Source organism: Shimia sp. W99, assembly GCF_053851455.3.
In genome coordinates, this window is the sequence record NZ_JBSQBU020000001.1 from 1,542,142 (window position 1) to 1,561,268 (window position 19,127).

Consider the following 19,127-nt stretch of genomic DNA (forward strand, 5'->3'; position numbering starts at 1 on the left):
GGTCGGGCGCGATCCGGATCGCAAGCGATCCGGGGCATCAAGCCCTCAGAGGAGGACTAAAATGACCCGCTTCACAATCGCCTCTTTCAACGTCAAGAACCTGATCGGCCCCGACCGCGAATATTACGAGTTCCAGACCTACACCCCCGAAGAATACGCCTGGAAAGAAGACTGGACCGCCAACCAGATTTTCTCGATGAACGCCGACATCATCGGCTTTCAGGAAATCTTCGAAGAAGAGTCGCTGCGCGATGTGATTGCCGAAGCCGACCGCGTCGGCATCGCCTCCAACGATGCGGTGTTGCCGTCAAAATCCAAGAGCTACCGGAAAAAGGCGATCTTTCGCAAACTGGGCTATGATCCCTACACTGACGCCGCGCTCGCCTTTGCCCCCAATTCCAACGACACCGGCCTCCCCGGTCAGCGCCGCCCCGGCCTCGCGCTTCTGTCCCGCTTTGGCTTTGCTGAACCGCCCGAAATCATCCAGAACCTGCCCGAACCGCTCGACATCCCGTTCCGCGAATTGACGGGCGAAGACGCAGGCCACTATCGTATGACGCGCCTCTCCCGCCCGATCCAAAAAGCGCGCATTCCGGTCGGCAAAACCACCATCACCGTCTTCAACTGCCACCTGAAATCCAAGCTGGGCGAATTTCTCAAACCCGCCGGGGCTGACTATGCCCCCGAAGCCGACCTCACCCGCTATGATCCCGTGGGCCGCGCCATGGGGGCCTTGCGCGCCGCAACCCGCCGCATGGCCGAAGCCTGGGTCCTGCGCCGCGCCATCGTGGCCGAGTTGCACAAGGGACGCCCGGTTATGGTGCTGGGCGATTTCAACGATGGCGAACACGCAGTCAGCTCTGAAATCATCTCGGGCGAAGTCCCGTTCCGCAACTACGCGTGGATGCTGCGCCACGACGCAAAAGACCGCGACGACCGCTATTCCAAGGAAGAAAACACCCAGATCACCGGTGCCGTCAAAGCAACGCGCCTGACAAGCGCCGAACAGCTCTTCGTTCAGAAATCCATGCGCGACATGGTCTATACCTCGGCCTTTGCCGGTGTCTATGAAAGCATCGACCAGATCTATTTGTCCCGCCATTTCCACCCCGAGAACGACAAGCGGCTTGGCGAGATGGAGTATTTCAGCGTATTCAACGACCACCTGACCGATGGCAGCCACGCAGAGGCCCCCTATAACAAACTGGCCAGCGACCACGGACAAATCATGGCGCATATAAAACTGGGAGAGTGACCATGCAGATTGCCGACCTCGACGGCACACGCCTGCACTATCTCATCGACGGCGACCCATCGGGCGCGCCGCTCCTGTTCATCAATTCCCTTGGCACCGATCTGCGCCTCTGGGATCCGATCCTGCCCCATCTGCCGCCGGGCCTGCGCATCATCCGTTATGACAAGCGTGGCCACGGGCTTTCGGATTGCCCGCCCGCACCCTATGCCATGGGCACGCTGGTGCGCGACGCCGAACAATTGCTCGACCTGCTCGACGTAAAAGACGCCATGGTCGTGGGCCTGTCGATCGGCGGCATGATCGCGCAAGGTTTGGCGGTCAAACGGCTCGACCTCGTGCGCGCGCTGGTGCTGTCGAACACCGGGGCCAAGATCGGCACCCGCGACCTCTGGGACCAGCGCATCGCCATGGCCCGCGAAAACGGTGTCGCGGCGCTGGCCCAAGGCACCATGGAACGCTGGTTCTCCCGCGATTACCTCGCCCGTCCCGAGCTGGCCCTCTGGCGCAACATGTTCGAACGCACGCCGCTTGAGGGTTTCACCGGCTGCGCCGCCGCCATCAAGGGCACCGATTTCTACACGCCCACTTCCGGCCTGCGCCTGCCGACACTGGGCATTGCCGGGTCCGAAGACGGCGGCACCCCGCCGGATCTGGTGCGCGAAACCGTCGACCTGATCCCCGGCTCGCGCTTCGAACTGATCCGCCGCGCCGGGCACCTGCCCTGCGTCGAGCAACCTGAAACCTACGCCGCCTTGCTGGTTGCCTTCCTCACGGAGACGGGCCATGTCTGACATTCTCCTCGTGCACGGCTCCTGTCACGGCGCATGGTGCTGGCGCGACCTTGAACCGGAACTCGAGGCGCTCGGACATACCGCACGCAGCATCGACATGCCCAGCCACGGCGCTGATCCCACGCCCGTAGGCGACGTTACGCTGGATGGTTGTGCCCAATCGGTGGTCGACGCGCTCGGAGAAAACACCATCGTTGTCGGCCACAGCTGGGGCGGCTTCCCGATCAGCCGCGCCGCCGACCTCGCACCGGGGCGCATCGCGCGCCTGATCTATCTCTGCGCCTATGCCCCGTGGGACGGCTATTCTCTGGCCGACATGCGCCGAGCCGCGCCCCGCCAACCGCTGATGCACGCTGTCATGCGAGCCCCTGACGGAAAAAGCTTCTCCATCGACCCGACCCAGACAGGCGCGGTGTTCTATCACGACTGTCCCGACGGCACGACCGAATTTGCCAACATGCGCCTCTGCCCGCAGGCGATCCTGCCCCAGGAGACCCCGATCACCCTTGGCGCGGGCTATGCCACGGTGCGCAAAAGCTATATCCGCTGCATGGATGACCGCACCATCCCGCCGGAATTCCAGGTCACCATGACCGAAAGCTGGCCCGCCAAAGACGTCTTTGAAATGCAGACCAGCCACTCGCCCTTCTTTGCAGACCCCAAGGGCCTGGCTGCCCTGATAGACCAGATCATCCAAGGATAATTCATGGCCGGTTCCGTCTTTGACAGCCCGATGTTTGCGCGCCTTTTCCCCACTGGCGAGGCAGGCCGCCTATTCTCAGACAGCGCCGAAGTGCGCGCCATGCTGCTGGTCGAGGGCATGCTCGCCAAGGTGCAGGGCGAACTGGGCGTGATCCCCCAGGACAGCGCCTTCTTCATCCAGCGCAGCGCCATGGAAGTGCAGATCGACCCCGCCGGACTGGCCGAGGCCACGGGCCAGAACGGAGTCAGCGTGCCGGGGCTGGTCGCCGCCTTCCGCAAGGCAATGGAAGCGCCCGAGCACAGCCAGTACATCCACTGGGGCGCGACGTCACAGGACATTATCGACACAGGCCTGATGCTGCGCCTGCGCCAGTTGCTGACACTGGCCGAGGCCGACCTCAAGGCAATCCTGACCGCGCTCGCCGGACTGGCCGACGCTCATGCCAAGACCCCCATGGCCGCCCGCACTTGGGGCCAGCACGCCACTGTCACCAGCTTTGGCGCACAGGCCGCCGAATGGGGTGCGCCGCTTCTGGAACTGCTCAGCGAACTACCACAACTGCGCGCCGGTTCGCTCTGGGTCTCGCTCTCCGGCGCCGCGGGCACATCGGGCGCGCTTGGCCCGCAAGCGGATGAAACCCGCGCCGCGCTGGCCAAGGCGCTCAACCTCGCTGATCCGGGGCGCAGCTGGCACGTCGACCGCACGTCCGTGTTGCGCATCGCCACGTGGCTTGCGCGGATCAACACCGCCCTTGGCAAGCTTGGCGCCGATCTCGTGAGCCTCACCCAAAGCGGCATTGCCGAGGTCTCGCTTGGCCCTGTCGGGGCGTCCTCGACCATGCCTCAGAAACAAAACCCGGTGGCCCCCTCGGCCCTCGTGGCGCTGGCGCGCCAATCCGCCAGCCTCATGGCCACGCTTCAGGGCGGCGCCTCGCAAACCCATCAACGCGACGGAGCGGCATGGTTCGCCGAATGGCTTGCGCTGCCCCAGCTCTGCCTTGGCGCTGCGTCCGCCCTGACACTTGCGCGCACCATCTGTGAAACCCTGTCACCGAACGCGGACAGCATGTCGGCCACGGCAGATAACCCGCTCGGCCTGATCCATGCCGAGGCGCTTTCTTTTGCGCTGACCACACAGATGCCCCGCCCCGAGGCGCAGGCCGCCACCAAGGCGCTCTGTCGTGAAGCCACCACGACGCAAATCCCGCTCGAAACCCTGATCGCCCGCGATTTCCCCCACCTGGACACAGCGTCTCTCTTCTCTGCCCAAACCCAGATGGGACAGGCCCCCATGCTCGCCCGCGCCTTTGCCTGCAACGTCGCCGCGCTCTGAGAGTGCGGGACACGGGTACTTGGAACCATTGAGAAGAAGAACCACGCCCCTCTCTTCATCTTGCCCCAAATAGTCAAATGCCACCTTGCCAGGTACCGCAACGGCACGAGGGTCTTTTCCGGTTTTCCACCGTTGACCCGCCCCTGATTTCGTGCCCCTCTCTGCGGGTTTTTTGCCGGAGTCCCGATGTTCGCCCGCCTGCCCGTCCTTGTCATACTTGCCACTGTGGTGATCGACGCCATGGGCATCGGACTGATCCTGCCGGTCATGCCCGACCTGATCCGCGAGGTGACGGGCGGCGATCTGGCCGAGGCGGCCATCTGGGGCGGCATCCTTGCCACCGTTTTTGCGGTGATGCAGTTCCTCTGCGGCCCGCTTCTGGGCAGCCTGTCGGACCGTTTCGGGCGCCGTCCCGTCCTGCTGGTCTCGCTCGCGGTGATGTCGGCGGATTACGTGGTCATGGCACTGGCCGGGTCGATCTGGCTTCTGGTTCTGGGCCGCATCATCGCTGGAATCACCGCCGCCACCCATGCCACCGCGCTGGCCTACATGGCCGACATCTCCAAGCCGCATGAAAAGGCCCGCGCCTTTGGCATCGTCGGCGCAGGCTTCGGCATCGGCTTTGTCCTTGGCCCCGTGCTGGGCGGGGTCCTGGCCGAGTTCGGCACCCGCGCGCCATTCTGGGGCGCCGCGATCCTCGCCGGGGCCAATGCGCTTCTGGGCTGGATGGTGCTGCGCGAAACCGTGACCGATGCCACCCGCCGCGCCTTTACATGGCGTCGCGCCAATCCGCTTGGCTCTCTGGCGGCACTTGGAAAACTGCCCTCGGTGGGCAAGCTTCTCTGGGTCTTCTTCCTCTATCAGGTCGCCTCGGCGGTCTACCCGGCGGTCTGGCCCTATTTCACCACCGAGCGCTTTGGCTGGTCGCCCGGCATGATCGGTTTCTCGCTGGCCGCCTACGGGCTGGCCTTCGCGCTGGTTCAGGGGTTTGCCATCGGCCCGTCCATCCGCTGGGTCGGCAATCGCTGGACCGTGACCATCGGCCTCGCCATCGAACTGGCAAGCTTTGTCTTTCTCGGCTTTGTCGCCTCCGGCCTGCTGCTCCTCGCCGCGATCCCGGTCTTTGCCCTTGGCGCGCTTGGCCTGCCTGCGCTTCAGGCCATCCTGTCACGCCGCGTCGCCGATGATTCCCAAGGTGAATTGCAGGGCGTTCTCGCCTCGCTGACCTCGCTGGCGCATATCCTTGCGCCCCTCGTCATGACCCAGACCTTCGCGCATTTCTCTGGCCCCGACGCCCCGGTCTACCTGCCCGGCGCGCCCTTCCTTGTCTCCGCGGTCCTGATGATCTGCGCCATTGCCGTCTTTCTGCGCTCGCGCCGCGCTACGTGACGTCAAAAACGACACCAAGCGTCTTTTTTGGCTAGCCTTTGAGTCGCCACCCGCCAACTCTGGGCGCAGGGAATAAGAGGGAGTGCCCCATGCAAACTATCAAGGCTGCCGTCTGCCATGAATTTGGCCAACCGCTGGTGATCGAAGACATCCAGTTGGCCGACCCGGCTCTGGGTGAAATCGAGGTCACGCTTGATGCCGTGGCGATCTGCCATTCCGACATTTCCTTTGCCGATGGCGCATGGGGCGGCACACTTCCCGCCGTCTACGGCCACGAGGCCGCCGGACGCATCAGCGCGGTCGGTCCGGGCGTCACCGGGCTTGCGGAAGGGGATTCGGTCATCGTCACCCTGATCCGCGCCTGCGGCTCCTGCCCGGCCTGCGCCGGGGGTCAGCCCACGATCTGCGAAACCCCGGTGGATGGCGACAGCCACCCGCTCAAGACAGCCGACGGTGGCGCGCTGCATCAGGCCATGGCCTGTGGCGCCTTTGCTGAAAAGGTCGTGGTCAGCCACCGGCAAGTGGTCAAGATCAGCCATGACATGCCCAAGGATGCCGCAGCCCTGGTGGCCTGTGGCGTGATCACCGGCGTCGGCGCCGTGGTCAACGCAGCCCAGATCCGCGCAGGGCAGGACGTGGTGGTGATCGGTGCCGGTGGTGTCGGCCTCAATGCCATTCAAGGCGCGCGCATCGCAGGGGCACGGCGCATCGTGGCCGTGGACATGTCCGAGGAAAAACTCGCCATCGCCAAAGAATTCGGCGCGACTGACGGCATCCTCGCAACCGACAAAAAGCCGTGGATCCGCGCCATGCGCGCCATGGGCAAAGGTGCGGATGCGGTGATCGTCACCGTCGGCGCCATTCCCGCCTATGACGACGCCCCCCGATATCTGGGCCGGGGCGGCAAAGTGATCATGGTCGGCATGCCCCATTCTGGCGCAAAATCATCTTATGAACCGGTGATCCTCGCCGCCGTGGGTCAGGGCATGATCGGATCCAAGATGGGCGACGTGGTGATTCAGCGGGACATTCCGTGGATGGTCGATCTCTACGAACAAGGCCGCCTGAAACTCGACGAGCTGATCTCGGGCCGCTGGTCGCTGGATCAGATCAACGAGGCGATTGCCGACACCAAGACCGGCTCGGCCAAGCGCAACGTCATCATGTTCTGAAAAGACGCGCCCCGATAAACCGGGCGCATCCCCTTACTCCGTCCTGCCCACCGGCAACAGGAACCCGGCAAAGAACGCGCTCAGCGCGTCATAGCCATCAAGCGGCAGTACATGCGCGACATATTGATCGGGGCGCACCACCACCATGCCCCCCTGATCCCGGTCGATCCCGCGCATGTCGAAAATATCGCCGCGCCCCTTGTGATCGACACAAAAGACCTTTTCGTGATCCTGCAATCCCAGCTTGCCCTTGCAGGGTTTCAACAACGACGGCATGACCTCATAGCACAAGGCGTCGAATGTCTGCTGGAACACCGCACGCAGGTCGATCACCGCGTCGATATCCTCGTCGGCGCGCGTGTGGCGCCGCACGGGCGACGCCGCGTCGGTCTCAAGCCACTCCGCAAGCCGCGCGATCCCGCCCCCGGCCTGCCCGTCATCGCCAGCACCGGCAAAGGCATAGATCCGCCAACGCCCGTCCGCTTCGGCCACGTGCCCAAGCTGCATCTGCATCGCATCCGCCACCCGCACAACCGGCGCCGAATGAAAGCGGCGGCCAATCTCCTGCCCGGTCGCCAGCGCCTGATGGGTCGGTTCCCCGATCAACTCGGACGGGTCATATTTCACGGCCAGCCCCCCGGTGAACTCGAGGTTTTCCTTGAACGCCTGCACAAAACGCGGCTCGTCCCCCGCATCAAGCGCCGATTGGCCCGGCGGCGCCGACATGATCCGCGCCCATTCGTGATCGGTATCGACAAGCCGCTTGGCCTCAAGCCAGCGCTCCGCCGAATAGCTGCGCAACAGCCGCGCATCGGCCCGCCCCTGGAACACATGCGCCAGCTTCCAGCCAAGGTTGAACGTGTCCTGCATCGACACGTTCATGCCCTGCCCGGCCTTGGGGCTGTGGGTATGACAGGCGTCTCCGGCGGTGAACACGCGCGGATTGCGGTCCTCGCCCGGCGCCACGTCGTCAAACCGGTCCGTCAGGCGGTGCCCGATTTCATAGATCGACCACCAGACCACCTCCTTCACGTCAATCGTATAGGGCGCCATGATGCGATTGGCGGCAGCAATCATGTCCTCGCGGGTGAACTGTCGGTCCGCCACGCGCTCGTCCGCGCTCAGCTTGTCCAGCTCCACATACATGCGGAACAGGTATCCCCCTTCGCGCGGCAGGATCAGGATATTGCCGTCGCTGGCGGAACTGATCAGGCATTTCTGGCGCACATCCGGGAAATCCGTGTTCGCAAGAATGTCCATCACCCCCCAGGCCTGATGCGCTGCATCGCCGTGCAGCTCTCCGCCAATGGCCTTGCGCACGGCCGACCGCGCCCCGTCACAGCCCACCACGTAATTGGCGCGCACTCTCCGGGTCTGCCCCCAGTCCACGCCCGTATCCTCAAGCGTTACCGTGACCGGGTAATCCTCGGCGTCCGGGTCCACCACGAGATCCCTCACCGCCCAGTTGTAATCCGGTTGCAGCCGCGTCGGCGCATTTTCCATCACGTCAAGGAACAACTGATGCAGCCGCGCTTGGTTGATCAGGATATGCGGCATCTCGGAACTGTCATCGGCCACGTCCTGTACCCGGCCAATCCGCTTGATATGGGCCGGGTTCTCTGGATCCGCCATCCAGAACGCCGTCTGGTTCACCCAGTAGCTTTCGCGCTTGACCGTGTCGGCAAAGCCAAAGGCCTGGAACATCTCCATCGTGCGCGTGTTGATCCCGTCGGCCTTGCCCTTGGTGATGTTGCGCGGGTCGCGTTCAACGATCATGGTTTCGATTTCGGGAAACTGCGCCAGCTGCGCGGCAAGGCAAAGCCCCGCCGGCCCGGTCCCCGCAATCAGCACGTCGACCTTTTCCGGCAGCGGCGCAAAGGGATCACGATCCCGCACCCCCGGCGCGGCGGTCTTGCGGTCGGGGTCTCCCCCACGGAATCCATCAACGTAATATTGCATCCAAACGCCTCCTTGCAGCACTCGCCATGCGGGATGCGCAAATTAATAGCTATACTGACTATCTCTTGTCAAGAATTAATAAGTATACCGATTATTTGTCAATTTCTCACTATTTAACAGAAGCTTGTCAATCTCCTCGCTTACTGTTTCAGGATCAGCGCCGCGTAGAAGTTGATGCCTTTCTCGATATTCTCGATCGAAAGCCGCTCATTCAACCCGTGGAATCGCGCAAGGTCATCCCCGGTGATCTGGAACGGGTTGATCCGATAGGCCGCCTTGGCCGCCTTGGCATAATGGCGCGCATCCGTCGCCGCGATGGTCAGCCCCGGCACCGAGGCAATCGGGCCGAATGCCTGCCGGATCGCGGCTTCGATATCCACATATCCCGGCCCGCTTGAATCCGACACCGGCGAGGCGGGCGAGGCGAATTCCCGCTGCACCACGATCTCGATTTTCGGGTCATCAATCGCAGACCGCACATGTGCTTCAATGTCATCCACGCTATCACGCGGATGGATACGGAAGTTGATCGTCGCCACCGCGCGCTGCGCCAGCACGTTTTCCTTGGGCGACCCTTCCAGCATGGTCGGCGCCGTGGTCGTGCGCAGCATCGCATCGGTCGACGGCGACCCGGACAAAATCCCCTCCAAGAGCGGATCAAACAGCCAGCGATTGGCAAAAATCGCGCGTTTCTCGATGGTGAAATGCCGCCCCAGCGCGTCAAAGAACTCGGCCGATACACCCGTCAGCCCGCCGGGCACCGGGTTGTCCTGCAACCGCGCCACCGCATTGGCCAGCTTGCCCACCGCCGTCTCGCGTGGTGGCATCGACGAATGCCCGCCCGCAGCAGTTGCCACCAACTGCATCGTCACATATCCCTTTTCGGCAAGGTTGATGCTCGCCACCGGCACGTCCAGCCCCGGAATGACCTTGTCGAGCACGAATGACCCTTCATCCAGCGCCCATTCCAGTTCCACACCCTGCGCCTTGAGATGGGCCGCCACCGCCTCGGCCCCCTTGCCGCCGGTTTCCTCATCCCCGCCAAAACTCAGGTAGATTGTCCGTTTCGGCGTGAACCCGTCTGCGATCAGCTGTTCCGCCACGGTCATGATCGCGATCAGCGCGCCCTTGTTGTCCAGCGTCCCCCGCCCCCAGACAAATTCGCTGTCAACCGCGCCCGCATAGGGCGGATGCTCCCATTGATTAAGCGAAAAAGGCGCCACCGGAACCACGTCATAATGCGCCGCCAAAAGCACCGGCGCCAACGAGGGGTCCGTCCCCTGCCACTTGTAAAGCGGAGTCACGGGCTCAAGCTCGACCCGGTCCATCGTGGCATGCACCTGCGGATACTGCGCCTCCAGAAACGCAAGGAACGCGCGAAAATCCGGGCGGCTCATATCCGTGGACACGGTCTCGAACGTCACCGCCCGGCTCAGCGCCTGAACCGCTCCCTCGAGATCGGCCTCGAACCGGAACGGTTCGGCCTCGGCCACCGCCCCGGGGCGATACTGAAACGTTTTCACGCCAATCACCGCGGCCAACACCACCAGAACCAGCAAAATGGCGGCCAGAATCCGTTTCAACATGGTCAATCCCCTCTCCCTCTTGCGGATCAATCTGCCCAAAGCCCCCCGGCAAGTCACCCATGACCCGGCGTTATCCCGACATGCATCTGTCGCATTCTGCCTTGCACGACGCGCAACCACCCGTCAGCCTGACAGGAAAGGGAGATCAACATGCGCCTTTCGGACCTCGACATCATCGTCACCGCCCCGCCCGCCCCCGGCTGGGGCGGGCGCTACTGGATACTGGTGAAACTCACCACGGATACCGGGATCACAGGCTGGGGCGAATGCTACGCCTCTTCGATTGGCCCCGAGGCGATGACCCACATTATCCGCGACCTGTTCGCGCGGTATTTCGAAGGCGAAAACCCCGAAAACATCGAAAAACTCTTCCGCAAAAGCTATTCCTCCGGCTTCACCCAGCGCCCCGACCTCTCCGTCATGGGCGCGTATTCCGGGCTCGAGATCGCCTGCTGGGATATTCTGGGCAAAGACCGTGACCGCCCGGTGCATGCGCTCATTGGCGGGCGCATGAACGACGCCTTGCGCGCCTATACCTATCTCTACCCGCTGCCCCATCACGACATCAACGCCTTCTGGTCCTCGCCCGAACTGGCCGCCGAATGCGCGCTGGCCATGGTGGACAAGGGTTATACAGCGGTCAAATTCGACCCCGCCGGCCCCTACACCATGCGCGGCGGCCATATGCCCGCGATGAACGACATCACCAAATCCGTTGCCTTCTGCAAAGCCATCCGCGAGGCCGTGGGCGACCGCGCCGACCTCCTCTTTGGCACCCATGGTCAGTTCTCCACCGCAGGCGCGATCCGCCTTGGCAAGGCGCTCGAACCCTATTCCCCCCTCTGGTTCGAAGAACCCATCCCGCCGGACAATTACGCAGAAATGGCCAAGGTTGCCCGCGCCGTGTCGATCCCCGTGGCCACCGGCGAACGCCTCACCACCAAGGCCGAGTTCGCCCCGATCCTGCGCCAGGGCGCCGCCACCATCCTTCAACCCGCGCTTGGGCGCGCGGGCGGCATCTGGGAAATGAAAAAAGTCGCCGCCATGGCCGAGGTCTACAATGCCCAGATGGCCCCCCACCTCTATGCCGGTCCCATCGAATGGGCCGCCAATATCCAGCTTGGCCTGTCCATCCCCAACTGCCTGCTGGTCGAAAGCATCGAGACCGATTTCCACTATGCCCTGATCAAGCACAGCTTCCGCGTCGAAGACGGCTATATCGCCGCCCCCACCGGTGCGGGTCTTGGCATCGAGGTCGACGAAGACCTCGCCCGCGCCCATCCGTTCACCGGCGACGGGCTGCATTTGCAAATGCAGGACGATCCCTGCGACTATCAGCACGGTAACAACTTCGCCGGGGGCGCACCGCCGGTGACGGAGTGACCCAATACCGGAACTGATCCAATCGCCTCGAAGTCTCGTTTTCTCTTGAAACGCATTACAAAGCTGAACACGCTTGCACATAGACAGATGAAGGACCTGCCATGACTGAACGCCTAGTCCTTGTTCTCGCGGCTATCGGGCTTGTGCCCATTGCCCTCTCTTATGGCGTGGACCCGGCGCGTTCGGTGAACTACCTGCTGGGTTTCCCGGTCGAAGGCACCAACCAGACCCATGTGTTCCGCGCCATCATGGGGCTGTATTTTGCCAATGTCGTGCTCTGGATCATGGGGGCGCTCACCGCGTCCCTGCGCCGCCCCGCCCTGATCAGCCTTTTCGTGTTCATGGGCGGGCTCGCGGCTGGCCGCATCCTGAGCGTCCTGATGGATGGTATTCCGGGCCCGGTTCTCATTTTCTACCTTCTGGCAGAACTGGCGTTCGCGGCGCTCGCCTTCAACGCCCTGCGCCGCCCCGCATCCTGAGGCGCCGCCATGTTCTCACACCTGCCCAAATTGCCTGCCGCCCTTGTCGCGGCAGCGATGATTCAATCGACACCGCTTTTTGCAGAAACACCGCAAGAGGCTGTCGACACCCGCTTTGCCGAAATCGCTGCAGCGATCGAAGCGATCGGCCTGAAGCGCATTGTCGCGATAGACCACGCCCGCCTTGCTGCCGCCGAGGGCGTCTCGATGCCGCCCGCGCGGGTGCAGATCTTTTCCGATCCGGCCATCAATACCCCACTCCTTTCAGAGAACATCGCGACCGGGCTGGACCTTCCGTTCAAGGTGCTGAACTACGCCCAGAGCGGCGAGGCCCGCGTGATTTATTCCGGGGCGGGCTTTCTCAAGTCGCGGCACGAACTCCAGGACTCGCCCGCTTTGCGAGCCTTCCAAGACACGCTCGCCACGCTCACAGGCCCCGACACGGTGACAACGACCCCGGCCCCCATCGCGCCCCGTGATTACGGCATTATCAAGCTCTCCAGCACCAAATCCGTTCCCGATGCCGTCGCCAGCCTGACCGCAACTGTCAAGGCCCAAAGCGACACGATCTGGTTTGGCGAGATCGACTTCAAGGCCGAGGCCGCCGCGCTTGGCGCCGATCTGCCCGAGGCGACGCTCCTCCTGTTTGGCGGCCCCGCCCCCGGCGGTGTCGCCATGGCGCAATTCCCGGCCATCGGCCTGGACGCCTTCTGCCAGAAACTCTTGGTCTACGCCGCCCCGAACGGGGGCTCGGTGGTACTCTTCAACGACATCGCCGCACTGGCCAAGCTGCATTACGGAACATCCGCGCCGCCCCATCACGCGCTTAATGAAAGGTTGACTGCAACGTTCAAGGCAGCACTCAACTAGTTTCCCGCGGCGCGCACCGACCGGGGTTTCCGGTCCGTTTATGCGCGCAGAAGACAACGTCTATTCCACCATGGCCAAATCGCAAGAGCGCGAAGTGCTCCGCTCAAGGCAACATCGCGATCCCTTCGGCGGTGCTGTGCTTTGACTTGGGAAACCAATCCGGCAACGTTCGCTTCAAGGCCGCATCCCCACTGACGTACATCCGCCCCAGTTCTTCTTCACGCGCCAGCGTGGACCGCCCCATGATCACGGCCCCGAAGGACTCCGTCGTCGTTTCCACGTAAAGATCGACCTCGAAGCCCGGCACATCCACGCACACTTCCACTGGAAAACCGGGACGCAACAACAGCCAATAGACCTCGTGCGCCTCGTCCGCGTCCGAGAAATGAAACCGCACCACGATCCGGCGCGCAGGCACCTTGCTCACATCCATCTTGCGCATTTTCCACATCAATGTGGACACTTCATAAGACAGCGCCACGTCTGCCTCGATGTTGGCCTGTGCCCAGTGCGCCAGCGCGATGAGCGCAGGTTCCAAATCCACGGCCTTTTGCGTGCGCAGGTAATCCACGCTTCCCTTGGCCGGATCCTCGATCCGCTCGACCATTCCCGTCGCCTCCAACTCGCTCAACCGACGCGACAAAACGGTCGGCGAGATACCTCCCAAGGCACGGCGAATATCATTGAACCGGGTTTCCCCGGCCCAAATCTCACAAAGGATCGGAAGCGTCCAACGCGCCTGCAAAACTTCGCAGGCTTTGGATATCGGGCAGATCAGCCCATATGGTTTGGCGGTCATGATCGCGCCCTCCCTTATGCGACAAGGGTAGTGGGATGCCCACCGCCGGGTCCAGTATCATTTGTGTACCGACCCGCTCTCTTTGGCCGACTGGCCGCATGATGCGCTCGTCACGCACACTTGTCCTAAAGGAAACAATCCAGAGGACATACCCGATGCCACTGAATTTCGCCCGGTTGACCCCGCCACTCCTGCGCGGTTTATTGACCCTTTACCGGATTCGCGGACGCATGGACTTGCCTGCCTCCTCCAAGTCCCGCGAATGCTCGCGCGCGCCCAAATCACATCCCGACTTTGCCCCGCGCACCTCCCCCCCGGGCGCGGCACGTGACGCGCTCGCCGGGGCCATGCTCTGGTATGCCACGCCGCGCGACTTCTGAACCACAACAAACACGTTCCCTCTCCCCCGAAAAAGGCCAAGAGTCCAACAGTTCCAATACTTCCCAAACAGCGGCATACTCGCCTTGTTCCACCCCAAAAGGAGTATACGCATGCCCGCTATGATTTCCTTCCGCTCGGTCGTCGAACCCTCCGACTGCGATTTTTTGGGCCACATGAATGTTTCCAGGTATTTCGCGGCCTGTTCCGATGGCGTCTTTGCCATTCAGTCGGAAATGGGCCTGACCGCCAATGACATGCGTTCGGGCCGCCGCCTGTCCTTTGCCGTGGTCCACGCCGACAGCGATTTTCGCGCCGAATTGTCTGCGGGAGACTCGATCTTTCTTGAAACCGCCATCCTCGAAATCGGCACCAAATCAATGACGTTTCGCCACCGCCTGATCCGCGCCGAGGACAAGGCCATTTCATTCGAGACGATCTTCAAATGCGTCATGCTGGATCTCGCCGCACGACGCGCCAGCCCAATTCCCGAAGACGTCATCAAAAAAGCGGAAGCTTGGCGGGAGACCGCGTAGTCAAATCACGACCGAACTCGCATTCGAAATCGCACCATGTTATAAAATGCGTGACAACCCGAGGAACCGCACCCGTGAACATGCAAGCGCCCCCCGCTCCGCCCTCTGAAATGGCCCGCAGCGCCGCTTCGGCCGCCGCGTATCTGAAAACGCTCGCCCATGAGGGCCGCCTGATGATCCTTTGCCATCTCGGGTCCGGCGAGAAATCCGTGGGCGAATTGGAGAACCTTCTGGAAATCCGTCAGGCCGCCGTTTCGCAAATGCTCGCCCGCCTGCGCGAAGAGGGGCTGGTTTCCACCCGGCGCGAGGGCAAGACCATCTATTACAGCCTTGCGGACCAGAACACGGCCGAGGTGATCGGCATGCTCTACCGCCTGTTCTGTGGCCCTGCCGAGGAATAAGGCCCGGTGTCAGACGCGGGCGCCCTGCCCCAACCGCTTGAAAACTGGTTCAAAACGCGCGGCTGGCAGCCCCACCCGCATCAGCGCGACATGCTCGCGCGCGCGGCTGATCCCTGCACGCTGCTGATTGCCCCCACCGGGGGCGGCAAGACCATGGCCGGGTTCCTGCCCACGCTCGCGGATTTGGCCCGCGCGCCCCACGAAGGGCTGCACACGCTCTATGTCTCCCCGCTGAAAGCGCTCGCAGCCGACATCAAGCGCAACCTGCGCACCCCTGTGGATGAAATCGGCCTGCCCATCCGCATCGAGGACCGCACCGGCGACACCTCCAACACCGCCAAGAAACGCCAGCGCGCCGATCCGCCCCATATCCTGCTGACCACGCCCGAAAGCCTTGCCCTGCTGACCTCCTACCCGGACGCGCCGCATATCTTTTCCGGGCTGAAACGCGTGATCGTCGACGAAATCCACGCGCTCGCCGAAAGCAAACGTGGTGATCAGCTTTTTCTGGCGCTCGCCCGCCTGCAAACCCTTTGCCCCGACCTACGCCGCGTCGGTCTCTCGGCCACCGTCGACCGCCCCGCCGACATCGCCCGCCTGCTGGCCCGCAATCCCGACCCCTGTGCGATCGTGACCGCCGATCCCGGCCCCGATCCCGACATTTCCATGCTTCAAACGCAGGAAGAGCCGCCATGGTCCGGAGGCGGCGCAGCCTATGCGATCCCCGCCGTTCTAGAACAGGTCAAGCGCCACAAGACCACGCTGATCTTTCACAACACCCGCGCGCAGGCGGAAATTTTCTTTCATAATCTGTGGCTTGCCAATGAAGAAGGCCTGCCCATCGGCATCCATCACGGCAGCCTCGACCGCGACCAGCGTCAAAAGGTCGAGGCCGCCATGGTGCGTGGCGATCTGCGCGCCATTGTCTGCACGGGCTCGCTGGATCTGGGCATCGACTGGGGCGATGTCGACCTCGTGATCCAGGTCGGCGCCCCCAAGAACGTCAAACGCCTTGTCCAGCGTATCGGACGCGCCAACCACCGCTACAATGCCCCATCCAAGGCGCTCTTGGTGCCCGCCAACCGCTGGGAAGTCATCGAATGCGTCGCGGCCCTTCAGGCTGTGCGCGACCATGATCTTGACGGCGACCCGCGCGGCCCCGGCCCGCGCGACGTGCTCTGCCAGCACATCCTCCTGACCGCCGCCGCCGGGCCTTTCGACGCCGACGCGCTCTTTCAAGAGATGCAAAGCGCAGGACCTTATGTCGACCTGACAAGGCCCGAGTTCGACGCCTGCCTCGACTTCTGCGCCACGGGCGGCTACGCGCTCAAGGCCTATGACCGCTGGCAACGCCTGCAACAGCGTAGTGATGGACTATGGCAATTGCGCGATCCCCGCGCCGCTGCACATATCCGCATGAATGCGGGCACCATTCAGGACACCGACACGCTCAAGGTGCGCCTCAAACGCAGCCGTGGCGGCAAGCCACTTGGCGAGGTCGAAGAGAGCTTTGCCGCCACGCTCTCGGCGGGCGACACCTTCCTCATCGGTGGACAGATCGTACGCTATGAAGGCCTGCGCGAAATGACCGTCGAGGTTTCACGCAACGCCGCAAGAAAGCCCCGTATCGCAGTGTTTTCAGGCACAAAATTTGCAACATCCACCCAGCTCTCCCAACGTATCCTACACAGCCTGCAACGCCATGAATGGCCCGACCTACCGGCCCACACGGCCGACTGGATACAGCTCCAGAACCGCATGTCCCGCCTGCCGGAACCGGGGCGGCTTCTGATCGAAAGCTTCCCGCGCAATGGGCGCGAGAACCTCTGCGTCTATGGCTTTGCCGGACGCAACGCGCAACAGACGCTTGGCCTGCTTTTGACCAAACGCATGGAGGAAACCGGGCTGGCGCCGATGGGGTTTGTCTCGACCGACTACGCCACCCTGATCTGGGGGCTGGATGCCGTCACCGACCCGACCCCGCTCTTTGATCTAGAGGCTTTCCGCGACGGGTTGGATGGCTGGCTGGCCGGTAACGCCCTGATGAAACGCACCTTTCGCGGCGCTGCAACGATCTCGGGGCTGATCGAACGCAACATGCCCGGCAAACGCAAGTCCGGGCGGCAGGCGACCTTCTCCTCCGACATCCTCTACGACACGCTTCTGAAATACGATCCCGACCACCTGCTGATGCAGATCACAAGGCAAGAGGCGATGCGCGGACTTGTCGATTTCGCCCGCATCGAAGATCTCCTGACCCGCGTCGAAACCCGGATCGATCTCGTGCGCACGCCCCATGTCACCCCGTTTGCGGCACCGCTTTTTCTCGAAGTCGGCAAGGTTCCGGTCCAGAGCGGCAGCGCCGAAGAACGTCTGCTGGCAGAAGAGACCGAGGCGCTTATGATAGACAGCGGACTCGCACAAATGTAATTCATACAGTCTATATTGCACGAAAAATGCCCTTATTTTCTCCATTAATGTTCGAATAAGACAAGCGTCGCACGAACCCTCTTGCGCGCATGTTCACCCCGGTCTAGGAACACACCATGAACGGCGTAGAGTTTTCACTGGCGGGGGCAACCCTCACCGCGCTCGGCTCCGGCGCGCTCTGGTGGGCCGAGCGACGCCTGCTCGTGGTGTCCGATCTGCACCTTGGAAAGTCCGACCGTCTGGCCCGGCGCGACGGAGCGCAGCTCCCCCCGTACGAGACCCGCGATACCCTGATCCGGCTGGAAAACGATCTCAACAGCACCAATGCGGGCACCGTGATCTGCCTTGGTGACAGTTTCGACGATCTCGAAGCGGCCCGCGCCCTTTCCGAGGCAGACCGTCTCTGGATCAACCGTCTTCAGGCCGGGCGCCGCTGGGTCTGGATCGAAGGTAACCACGATCCCGGTCCGATTGCCCTGGGCGGCACACATCTTGCCGAACTGCCCTTGCCGCCGCTCACCTTCCGCCATATCGCCCAGCCTCGCAAAAGCGGCGAAATCTCGGGCCACTACCATCCCAAGGTGCGTGTCCAAACCCGCCTGCGTGCCATTTCGCGTCCCGCGTTCCTTTTCGATGCCGACCGCGTGATCCTGCCGGCCTTTGGCACTTATACCGGCGGATTGCGCAGCACCGACGCCGCGCTGGCCACGCTCATGCGGCCCGAAGCCCGCGCCATCATCACCGGCCAGACACCGCGCGTAATCCCCATGCCCCGCGGATAAAACTTGCCAACCTTCTGAATAGGCTCAGAGAATCCCGACTTCTTCAAGCATCGGGCGATAGTTGCGGCTCACCGGAACGCGCGTGTCATTCACAAGGACAAGAAAACACCGCCCCTGCTTCATTTCACAGCGCCGGATCGCATCGCGCGCCACCCAATGCGACCGGTGCACCCGAAACCCCTCGACGCCTTCCATTTCCTTGATCGCGTCGGTCAGGCGCATCCGCACCCTTTCCCGCCCCTTGTCCGTGGTGACATCCACCGAATGGTCCGTGACCGAAAGATGCAGAATCCACGGCGCCGCCTCACCGTTCAGCCGATCCGCCAACCGGGGGCGCACACGCTCCACGGCGGCGGATTTTGCCCCGCTTGCGAGCATGACAAACGCCCGGATCGTGACCACGGCGCCCGATACTAGGGCGACATATGACAGGGTCAGATAAAAGGGCACCGTCCGTACTTCGGGTCCGAAAAAGGGCACCCGGCCCAGCCCCCAGACCGCGACCGATATGAACAGCGTGGCAAACATCCCCTCGACGACGAAGCGGGTGATATCGCCGTGCGCCGGGCACAGGTACACTGCCAGCGCCCGCCCGCCAAAACCCAACACGAACGACAGGGTGACGACCGTGCTCCAATAGATCACCCGCTGCCCGAAATCCATGTAGGAATACGTGCCAAACGGGCTCGCGACCACAACGGCAACGCAAAGCAAAAGCCAGATTGCCACGACCTGCGGCTTCAATATCGAGCGATAAGTCAATCGCGCGACTGCAAAAAACTTCTTCAATGTACTTCCTGGAGACAGGCCCCCTTTGGGCGGCCACACCCTCTTGACCCGGGCCGCAAATGCTCTTCTCCTGCCACTGATCGCCCAAACCCG

At 62.8% G+C, this 19,127-nt stretch carries 18 protein-coding genes; 14 read left to right on the top strand and 4 right to left on the bottom strand.

Going from position 1 to position 19,127, the window contains the following annotated elements; translation table 11 throughout:
• Positions 1 to 61: 61 nt before the first annotated feature.
• The 6 genes from ACS3QZ_RS07645 to ACS3QZ_RS07670 all read left to right on the top strand — a co-directional run bounded on the left by ACS3QZ_RS07645 (position 62) and on the right by ACS3QZ_RS07670 (position 6,642).
• Entirely contained in the window at positions 62 to 1,255 is a 1,194-nt protein-coding gene (locus ACS3QZ_RS07645) for an endonuclease/exonuclease/phosphatase family protein (RefSeq protein WP_456037298.1), read from the top strand.
• A 2-nt stretch (positions 1,256 to 1,257) separates the two neighbouring features.
• The gene (pcaD, locus tag ACS3QZ_RS07650; RefSeq protein WP_456037299.1) at positions 1,258 to 2,046 is read left to right on the top strand and encodes a 3-oxoadipate enol-lactonase; all 789 of its coding nucleotides are present in this window, start codon (positions 1,258 to 1,260) and stop codon (positions 2,044 to 2,046) included.
• Positions 2,039 to 2,749: an alpha/beta fold hydrolase gene (locus ACS3QZ_RS07655; protein WP_456037300.1), complete on the top strand. Its 711-nt coding sequence runs from the start codon at positions 2,039 to 2,041 to the stop codon at positions 2,747 to 2,749. The genes pcaD and ACS3QZ_RS07655 overlap by 8 nt, the downstream gene beginning before the upstream one ends.
• Positions 2,750 to 2,752: 3 nt before the next feature.
• A complete protein-coding gene (locus tag ACS3QZ_RS07660) occupies positions 2,753 to 4,081 on the top strand; it encodes a lyase family protein (RefSeq protein ID WP_456037301.1) in 1,329 nt (442 codons plus the stop codon).
• A gap of 186 nt (positions 4,082 to 4,267) precedes the next feature.
• Positions 4,268 to 5,470 (top strand): TCR/Tet family MFS transporter, encoded by a 1,203-nt coding sequence (locus ACS3QZ_RS07665; RefSeq protein WP_456037302.1) that lies wholly within the window; start codon positions 4,268 to 4,270, stop codon positions 5,468 to 5,470.
• Positions 5,471 to 5,559: 89 nt separating this feature from the next.
• Complete coding sequence (locus ACS3QZ_RS07670) at positions 5,560 to 6,642, top strand: Zn-dependent alcohol dehydrogenase (protein WP_456037303.1); 1,083 nt, start codon at positions 5,560 to 5,562, stop codon at positions 6,640 to 6,642.
• A gap of 33 nt (positions 6,643 to 6,675) precedes the next feature.
• Here the strand turns inward: ACS3QZ_RS07670 and ACS3QZ_RS07675 are convergent, their stop codons facing one another.
• Both ACS3QZ_RS07675 and ACS3QZ_RS07680 read right to left on the bottom strand, forming a co-directional pair.
• Positions 6,676 to 8,601 carry an FAD-dependent monooxygenase gene (locus tag ACS3QZ_RS07675; protein WP_456037304.1) on the bottom strand — a complete coding sequence of 642 codons (1,926 nt, stop codon included), beginning with the start codon at positions 8,599 to 8,601 and terminating at the stop codon, positions 6,676 to 6,678.
• A gap of 140 nt (positions 8,602 to 8,741) precedes the next feature.
• Positions 8,742 to 10,187, bottom strand: a complete 1,446-nt coding sequence (locus ACS3QZ_RS07680) for a M20 family peptidase (RefSeq protein ID WP_456037305.1) — start codon at positions 10,185 to 10,187, stop codon at positions 8,742 to 8,744.
• Between the two features lie 150 nt (positions 10,188 to 10,337).
• Between ACS3QZ_RS07680 and ACS3QZ_RS07685 the strand changes: the two genes are divergently transcribed.
• From ACS3QZ_RS07685 to ACS3QZ_RS07695, 3 genes are all read left to right on the top strand, one after another.
• Positions 10,338 to 11,570 (top strand): mandelate racemase/muconate lactonizing enzyme family protein, encoded by a 1,233-nt coding sequence (locus ACS3QZ_RS07685; RefSeq protein WP_456037306.1) that lies wholly within the window; start codon positions 10,338 to 10,340, stop codon positions 11,568 to 11,570.
• Between the two features lie 101 nt (positions 11,571 to 11,671).
• A complete protein-coding gene (locus tag ACS3QZ_RS07690) occupies positions 11,672 to 12,049 on the top strand; it encodes a DUF4345 domain-containing protein (protein ID WP_456037307.1) in 378 nt (125 codons plus the stop codon).
• Between the two features lie 9 nt (positions 12,050 to 12,058).
• The gene (locus tag ACS3QZ_RS07695) at positions 12,059 to 12,919 is read left to right on the top strand and encodes a DUF302 domain-containing protein (RefSeq protein WP_456037308.1); all 861 of its coding nucleotides are present in this window, start codon (positions 12,059 to 12,061) and stop codon (positions 12,917 to 12,919) included.
• A gap of 103 nt (positions 12,920 to 13,022) precedes the next feature.
• On the opposite strand, the gene ACS3QZ_RS07700 is transcribed toward ACS3QZ_RS07695, so the two are convergent.
• On the bottom strand, positions 13,023 to 13,718 hold the full coding sequence (locus ACS3QZ_RS07700) for a winged helix-turn-helix transcriptional regulator (RefSeq protein WP_456037309.1): 696 nt from the start codon (positions 13,716 to 13,718) through the stop codon (positions 13,023 to 13,025).
• A gap of 155 nt (positions 13,719 to 13,873) precedes the next feature.
• Between ACS3QZ_RS07700 and ACS3QZ_RS07705 the strand changes: the two genes are divergently transcribed.
• From ACS3QZ_RS07705 to pdeM, 5 genes are all read left to right on the top strand, one after another.
• The gene (locus tag ACS3QZ_RS07705) at positions 13,874 to 14,098 is read left to right on the top strand and encodes a hypothetical protein (protein WP_456037310.1); all 225 of its coding nucleotides are present in this window, start codon (positions 13,874 to 13,876) and stop codon (positions 14,096 to 14,098) included.
• Positions 14,099 to 14,209: 111 nt separating this feature from the next.
• A complete protein-coding gene (locus ACS3QZ_RS07710) occupies positions 14,210 to 14,632 on the top strand; it encodes an acyl-CoA thioesterase (protein WP_093089991.1) in 423 nt (140 codons plus the stop codon).
• Positions 14,633 to 14,712: 80 nt separating this feature from the next.
• On the top strand, positions 14,713 to 15,033 hold the full coding sequence (locus tag ACS3QZ_RS07715) for an ArsR/SmtB family transcription factor (protein ID WP_456037311.1): 321 nt from the start codon (positions 14,713 to 14,715) through the stop codon (positions 15,031 to 15,033).
• A gap of 6 nt (positions 15,034 to 15,039) precedes the next feature.
• On the top strand, positions 15,040 to 17,463 hold the full coding sequence (locus ACS3QZ_RS07720; protein ID WP_456037312.1) for a ligase-associated DNA damage response DEXH box helicase: 2,424 nt from the start codon (positions 15,040 to 15,042) through the stop codon (positions 17,461 to 17,463).
• A 116-nt stretch (positions 17,464 to 17,579) separates the two neighbouring features.
• Positions 17,580 to 18,245, top strand: coding sequence for a ligase-associated DNA damage response endonuclease PdeM (gene pdeM / locus ACS3QZ_RS07725; RefSeq protein ID WP_456037313.1), 666 nt, complete (start codon positions 17,580 to 17,582; stop codon positions 18,243 to 18,245).
• Between the two features lie 24 nt (positions 18,246 to 18,269).
• Here pdeM and ACS3QZ_RS07730 read toward each other — a convergent pair whose 3' ends face one another.
• Positions 18,270 to 19,034, bottom strand: coding sequence for a LytTR family DNA-binding domain-containing protein (locus ACS3QZ_RS07730; RefSeq protein WP_456037314.1), 765 nt, complete (start codon positions 19,032 to 19,034; stop codon positions 18,270 to 18,272).
• Between the last annotated feature and the right edge of the window lie 93 nt (positions 19,035 to 19,127).

Excerpts from the sequence above, each read along its gene's own strand:
- ACS3QZ_RS07660 (WP_456037301.1), top strand. The coding sequence starts at position 2,753 with ATGGCCGGTTCCGTCTTTGACAGCCCGATGTTTGCGCGCCTTTTCCCC.
- pdeM (WP_456037313.1), top strand. The coding sequence starts at position 17,580 with ATGAACGGCGTAGAGTTTTCACTGGCGGGGGCAACCCTCACCGCGCTC.
- ACS3QZ_RS07710 (WP_093089991.1), top strand. The coding sequence starts at position 14,210 with ATGCCCGCTATGATTTCCTTCCGCTCGGTCGTCGAACCCTCCGACTGC.
- ACS3QZ_RS07655 (WP_456037300.1), top strand. The coding sequence starts at position 2,039 with ATGTCTGACATTCTCCTCGTGCACGGCTCCTGTCACGGCGCATGGTGC.
- ACS3QZ_RS07695 (WP_456037308.1), top strand. The coding sequence starts at position 12,059 with ATGTTCTCACACCTGCCCAAATTGCCTGCCGCCCTTGTCGCGGCAGCG.
- ACS3QZ_RS07645 (WP_456037298.1), top strand. The coding sequence starts at position 62 with ATGACCCGCTTCACAATCGCCTCTTTCAACGTCAAGAACCTGATCGGC.
- ACS3QZ_RS07715 (WP_456037311.1), top strand. The coding sequence starts at position 14,713 with ATGCAAGCGCCCCCCGCTCCGCCCTCTGAAATGGCCCGCAGCGCCGCT.
- ACS3QZ_RS07665 (WP_456037302.1), top strand. The coding sequence starts at position 4,268 with ATGTTCGCCCGCCTGCCCGTCCTTGTCATACTTGCCACTGTGGTGATC.
- ACS3QZ_RS07690 (WP_456037307.1), top strand. The coding sequence starts at position 11,672 with ATGACTGAACGCCTAGTCCTTGTTCTCGCGGCTATCGGGCTTGTGCCC.
- ACS3QZ_RS07680 (WP_456037305.1), bottom strand. The coding sequence starts at position 10,187 with ATGTTGAAACGGATTCTGGCCGCCATTTTGCTGGTTCTGGTGGTGTTG.
- ACS3QZ_RS07675 (WP_456037304.1), bottom strand. The coding sequence starts at position 8,601 with ATGCAATATTACGTTGATGGATTCCGTGGGGGAGACCCCGACCGCAAG.
- ACS3QZ_RS07670 (WP_456037303.1), top strand. The coding sequence starts at position 5,560 with ATGCAAACTATCAAGGCTGCCGTCTGCCATGAATTTGGCCAACCGCTG.
- pcaD (WP_456037299.1), top strand. The coding sequence starts at position 1,258 with ATGCAGATTGCCGACCTCGACGGCACACGCCTGCACTATCTCATCGAC.
- ACS3QZ_RS07685 (WP_456037306.1), top strand. The coding sequence starts at position 10,338 with ATGCGCCTTTCGGACCTCGACATCATCGTCACCGCCCCGCCCGCCCCC.
- ACS3QZ_RS07700 (WP_456037309.1), bottom strand. The coding sequence starts at position 13,718 with ATGACCGCCAAACCATATGGGCTGATCTGCCCGATATCCAAAGCCTGC.
- ACS3QZ_RS07705 (WP_456037310.1), top strand. The coding sequence starts at position 13,874 with ATGCCACTGAATTTCGCCCGGTTGACCCCGCCACTCCTGCGCGGTTTA.